Origin of the sequence: Mesorhizobium sp. M7A.F.Ca.CA.004.06.1.1, from assembly GCF_003999135.1 — a bacterium.
In the GTDB taxonomy this organism is placed as follows: domain Bacteria; phylum Pseudomonadota; class Alphaproteobacteria; order Rhizobiales; family Rhizobiaceae; genus Mesorhizobium.
On record NZ_RZPQ01000434.1, the window covers coordinates 1 to 4,987 of the forward strand.

The window sequence follows — 4,987 nt, forward strand, 5'->3', positions numbered from 1 at the left end:
ATCGTATTGTGACCATGGAACCGACACGGGAAGAATCCTATCGGCTCAAGATGGAATTGCTGCTCGCATGCGGGCAACGCGACAGGGCAATCAGGACATACGAAGCCTGCAGAAGCATGCTGAAGAAGGAGTTCGGCGTCGAAGCCGGCCCTGAAACGCGGGCGCTTTGGCAATCTCTGTTGCTTGCCGCCGATGACGCTTCAAATGTGCAGTCGACAAGTGGTGTTCCGGCCAGCCAGCGCCTTGGGCGTCCGTCCATCAGCGTTGCCGACTTCGTCAATCTGACTGGAAAGCAAGGCGATGACTTTTTCGCCAAGGGACTTGTCCAGGACATCACGACGGCCCTTTCCGAAGTGGCCGACTATGTCGTGCTCGCCGCGCTTCCGCCCGAGAAGAGCGGCCCGGGCGAAGAAGCCAAGACGCCAGGGATACTCCGGGCGCGATATATGCTCAGCGGCAGTGTCCAGAGATCCGGCAATGGGTTGAGGGTGAATGTCCAGCTCGTCGATGCCGCCGGCGGCCACCACGTCTGGGCCCAGAAGTTCGACGGCCACTCCGAGAACGCGCTCGAATTCCAGGACAGGATCGCACAGTCTGTTGTTCTTGCCGTGATCCTCGAACTTCAACTGACCAACTGGAAGGTTCGAGACAAAAGCCCGCCGGGTACCCCTGAAGTGCGCAGGCTGGTCAACGAAGCTCTCATGAAATATTTTGAGATGACTCGGGACTCACTTTTGGTCGGGATAGAGCTTGCCGAGAAGGCCTTCTCGATAGGTCCCGACAACGCCCGTGCAAAGCGGACGCTCTCGATCGTAATATCCATGGGCGTGGCGTTTGGTGCACTGCCTCGGGAGCGAGGGGTGATCGAGCGTGCGGTCGAGCTTGCGGAAGCGGCGGTGCGGGCGGTACCGGACGATGAAATTGCTCGATGTATCTTGTCGTTCGCTCTCGAAAGTTGCGGTCGTATCGACGAGGCGATCGCCGAATGCCGCCACGCGATCAGCCTCAACCCGAGCTACCCGACTGGCCACGGCGATATTTCGATGCTCTTTGCATTGCGCGGACAGGTCGACGAAGCGGTGCGTGAGGCCAACGAAGCAATCCGGCTCGGAACGCACGATGTCATCGACTTCTGGCGCCACCACGGCCTGGTTGTGGCGCTCTTCGCTGGCGGAGACAACCAGCGGGCGCTCGAAGCCGCCCGCAAAGTGGTCAGGACAAAGCCGGGCTTCGTTCGCGGCGCCCTTTATTGGGCCGCGACCGCGTCGGCCACCGGGAACAACGAAGAAGCGTCCCGGGCCATCCACCATTGCCTGTCACAACTTCCGCATCTCAATCTGAGCAATGTCTGCCCTGGCTTTGTGCCGCGCTATGTGAAGGATCATCACCATTCCCGGTTCCTTGAGATGCTGTCGAGGGCTGGCCTCCCCGGCTCCTAGCCACATCATTGGCGTAGACACCGGCATACGAAGCTGGAGGCTTCCGTCCTCCGCCCAGGCATCGAAAGCAGATAACGCGTTGGCATTTCCGGCCAGGTCGACCTATAAGCTACCCTGCGATTGAGGTATTCGGCGCCGCACGCCGTCGCGCCGGCCAGGGCATTCGGCCGATTTGCGGCGGGGGCTGTCATGGCAGGCGATAGCGTTCACGCGACGCGTGCCCAAACTTTATTGAAGCTATGAAGATGCAACATTATCAAAGGTTTAGGATAGCCATAGCCCCTGGATGGGGCAGATAGATAAGTAATATCAGATAGTTACTGGAGCCCGTGTGCAAAAATCGCACACGAAAGTTCACCTTCTCTTCTTTTCGTTCCCGCGATGCCGCCGCCGACAACCGTTTTTGCCGCTCTCCTGCCGACCATTTCGACCGCTACCATGCGATGTTCGCCGGGGTATCCGTGAACCTCATTGTCTACTGCAGCATCCCGTTTGCCTGGGGACCTGTAAGCTTTCCGTACTTTCGGCCTCGCGCCGCCACCGAATTGTGGGCACATATGAAAGCAGTCGGAATGCATGATTCAAGTGTGCGACAAGCGTGATCGGTGCGCTCACCCATCGCAATTTGTATAGGGCGGCAACACCTCATCGAGCCTGGTGTGCATTGGGCGGGACTTGACGTTCGCAGTTTTGGTTCGCTACGGCTCGTTTTGGTTCGCTACGGCTCCCCAGGCCGAAAGAAATGCAACTACGAGTTGCCGATTCAAAACTACGCCAGAACCTTCCGTCAAGACGCGCATGCGTGACCGCGAGCGCGGAGCGCATCGAATTGGCCGGCGGGCCTGAGCCATCATTTGCCCGTGATAAGGGTGAAGTGCGAACGCGCGAGCTCACTGAGATCGGAATTCCCAGCAGCTATCTGGCCCGTGTGTGCGACGAGGGGCTGCTCAGCAAGGTTGGCTGTAGAATCTACCGCGCCATAGAACGCGAGGTGGGATCATTAGATGTTGGCCAAGCCGTGGTTTGCGGAGAGCATTCTTGACGTCGTTAACACGCTGGAACAGGGCCGTGCTCATGCACTTCCGCCCGGCCTATGTGGCCAAAAGGTTCGCCCGGTCACCCTCGCATCCGGACAGGGTGGTGACCTTCGCGCCGCAGCCGCTGGAGCGGCCAAAGGGCTAGGACGCCGCTCCCATCCATCAGGTCCAGGCAGCGAAATCCTTGAAACCGTGTCCGGTCACAATGCAGATCACGGTATCGCTCGATCCGATTGAGCCTTTTATGAACAGATCCCGGGCAGCAGCGAGAGAGGTCGCGCCCGTCGGTTCACAGAAAAGACCGGCTTTGTGCGCCAAGTCGATCATCGCCGCGCGAATATCCGCATCTCCGACGGCGTAAGCAACGCCCTTGCTCGCGCGGACAAGCGAAAGCGTCAGGCTGCCTTCCTCGGGATAGCCCAGCAACGGGTCCGAAATGCCCGAAGCGATCGTCTTGGGGCTCTCCCAGCTATCAACCTCGATTTTTCCGTCCTCGAAGGCCCTTGCTATCGGAGCACAGCCGTCAGACTGCGCCGCGATCAGGCGAGGCACTTTGCCAGCCCTATCCATGAAGCCCTGAAAGACGCCTTTAACCAACGGTCCGGAACTTGTCGGGATGGCGATCCAATCGGGTCCGACGCCTTCCATCTGCTCATGGAGTTCCTGCCCGATCAGCCGCAAGGCATCTACGCCATAAGGATTCAGATAGGTCGTCGTCAGGTTTGCATAGCCGGTCTCGGCGCAACGTAGTCTGGCATGTTCAAACGCGTTTCCGTAATGGCCGGGCACTTGCTCAAGCATGGCGCCATAGGCGAGAATCTGCGCCAGCTTGCCACGCGGCGTCGTATCCGGGCAGACGATGATGGCGGGAATTCCGACATTCGCGGCATAGCAAGCGGCAGCGGCACCGGCGTTGCCGCTCGACGCACTGACGATCCCCTTCGCTCCAAGCGCGATCGCCTGGCTCAATGCCGCTGCCACAAGGCGGTCCTTGAAGGAGCCGGATGGATTGCGGGTTTCGTCCTTGACGAGCAACCGGCCTCTGAAGCCGACGTGGAGGAGATCGGATCTGAGTTCTCGAAGCGGCGTGCCGCCTTCTCCAAGAGTAATATCATCTGCGACGAAGTCAGCTCTGAGCCAGCCGCGCCCTTCCGGTTTTTGACGCGTGACCTCCAGTATGCCGCCGCAATCGGGACAACGGTAGACCAGGGTCGGCGGCCGGGTGGCATTGCAAGCGATGCAGCGCAGCCTCAGTTGCCGGGACGGGGTTTCGGCCCCCGGAAGAACCGCGAGCGTCATTGCATCATTCCGCGCGCTGCGACAGGGAAGACGCATTCGACCCGTTTGCCGCGCATGCCGACATACCAGTCATAGCGGTCGACCGTTGGATCGCAATGGCCGGGAACGAGACGCAGCGTTTCTCCGATGGCAAGGCTTCCGGGATCCGAACGCAGGATGAGCGAACCGTGCTCGTCGGATGCGCCGGCATAGTCGATATCCTGCCTGGCGTGAATGAGAGGAAGTCCGCTGTCGATAGCAATCCCCTTGTGGCCGCAGTCCAGAACCGCGATGCCGTGACGGGCCGCACTCATGACGGTGCTCAGCACGAACAGCGATTGTTCGAAATCGGGAGCGGGACGATTTCGTGCATAGTCGGCATCCATGAACACATAGGAGCCGGCCTGGAGCTCGTTGTAGACGCCGCTGGCTGCTTCGTGGGTGAAGGTTCCCGTGCCTGCGCCGCCGACGATCGCGCAGTCCAGCTTCTGCTTCCTGATTGCGGCGATCGTATCCGCCGTTCGCGTCGCGGCCTGGCCGATAGCGTCGCGTCGCTCCTGTTCGGCGCGCAGGTGCTGGGCGCGCCCGTGATAGGATTGCAGGCCACCGAACACCAGGTGGCGGCTTCTCGCTATGCGGACCGCCAGTGCCGCTGCGGGGGCGCCAGGTTCCACGCCGCAGCGACCGCCACTGACGTCGATCTCGACCAGCACTGTCAACCGCGTGGCAAAGGATTCGGCCACTGCCTCGATCTGGTCGACCACGGCCGCGCTATCGGCACAGAGCGAGATTTTCGACATTCTGGACAGCGCGGCCAGTCGCGCCAGCTTGCGGGAGGAAACGACCTCGTTCGAAACGAGAATGTCGCCTATACCTCCCCAGGCGAGAACCTCGGCCTCCGCTGTCTTTTGCACGCATTGGCCGATCGTCCCTCTGGCAATCTGCCAGTGAGCAATGACCGGGGACTTGTGGGTTTTCGCGTGAGCGCGCAACCGCACACCTGCTTTACGGCAGAATGCGGCCATACGGTCGAGATTTCCTTCCATTGCATCGAGATCGATGATGAGGGCAGGGGTATCGATATCCGCTTCGCTCATTCCGGGCTCGGCAGGCGGGCGCTGGACCATTTTGTCTTTCTCCGATCGCGATGATGCCAATCAGGACCACGCAGGCGAGGGATCGTCCTTGCCTGATATGCGAGACGATCGACGGACAACCCGCATCATCCGCGTC

The 4,987-nt window shown here is 60.4% G+C and carries 3 protein-coding genes; 1 reads left to right on the top strand and 2 read right to left on the bottom strand.

The genetic code is table 11. The features are described 5' to 3' along the window. A partial coding sequence (locus EN906_RS22645) for a BTAD domain-containing putative transcriptional regulator (RefSeq protein WP_127375386.1) occupies nt 1–1,439 on the top strand: 1,439 nt, incomplete at its 5' end. Between the two features lie 1,199 nt (nt 1,440–2,638). On the opposite strand, the gene EN906_RS22650 is transcribed toward EN906_RS22645, so the two are convergent. After that, entirely contained in the window at nt 2,639–3,775 is a 1,137-nt protein-coding gene (locus EN906_RS22650; RefSeq protein WP_127270354.1) for a pyridoxal-phosphate dependent enzyme, read from the bottom strand. After that, entirely contained in the window at nt 3,772–4,851 is a 1,080-nt protein-coding gene (locus EN906_RS22655) for a DSD1 family PLP-dependent enzyme (protein ID WP_236383057.1), read from the bottom strand. The genes EN906_RS22650 and EN906_RS22655 overlap by 4 nt, the downstream gene beginning before the upstream one ends. Nucleotides 4,852–4,987 lie beyond the last annotated feature (136 nt).

What these genes read in the sequence shown, in the direction of transcription:
- EN906_RS22650 (WP_127270354.1), bottom strand. Translation starts at nt 3,775, where the DNA reads ATGACGCTCGCGGTTCTTCCGGGGGCCGAAACCCCGTCCCGGCAACTG.
- EN906_RS22655 (WP_236383057.1), bottom strand. Translation starts at nt 4,851, where the DNA reads ATGAGCGAAGCGGATATCGATACCCCTGCCCTCATCATCGATCTCGAT.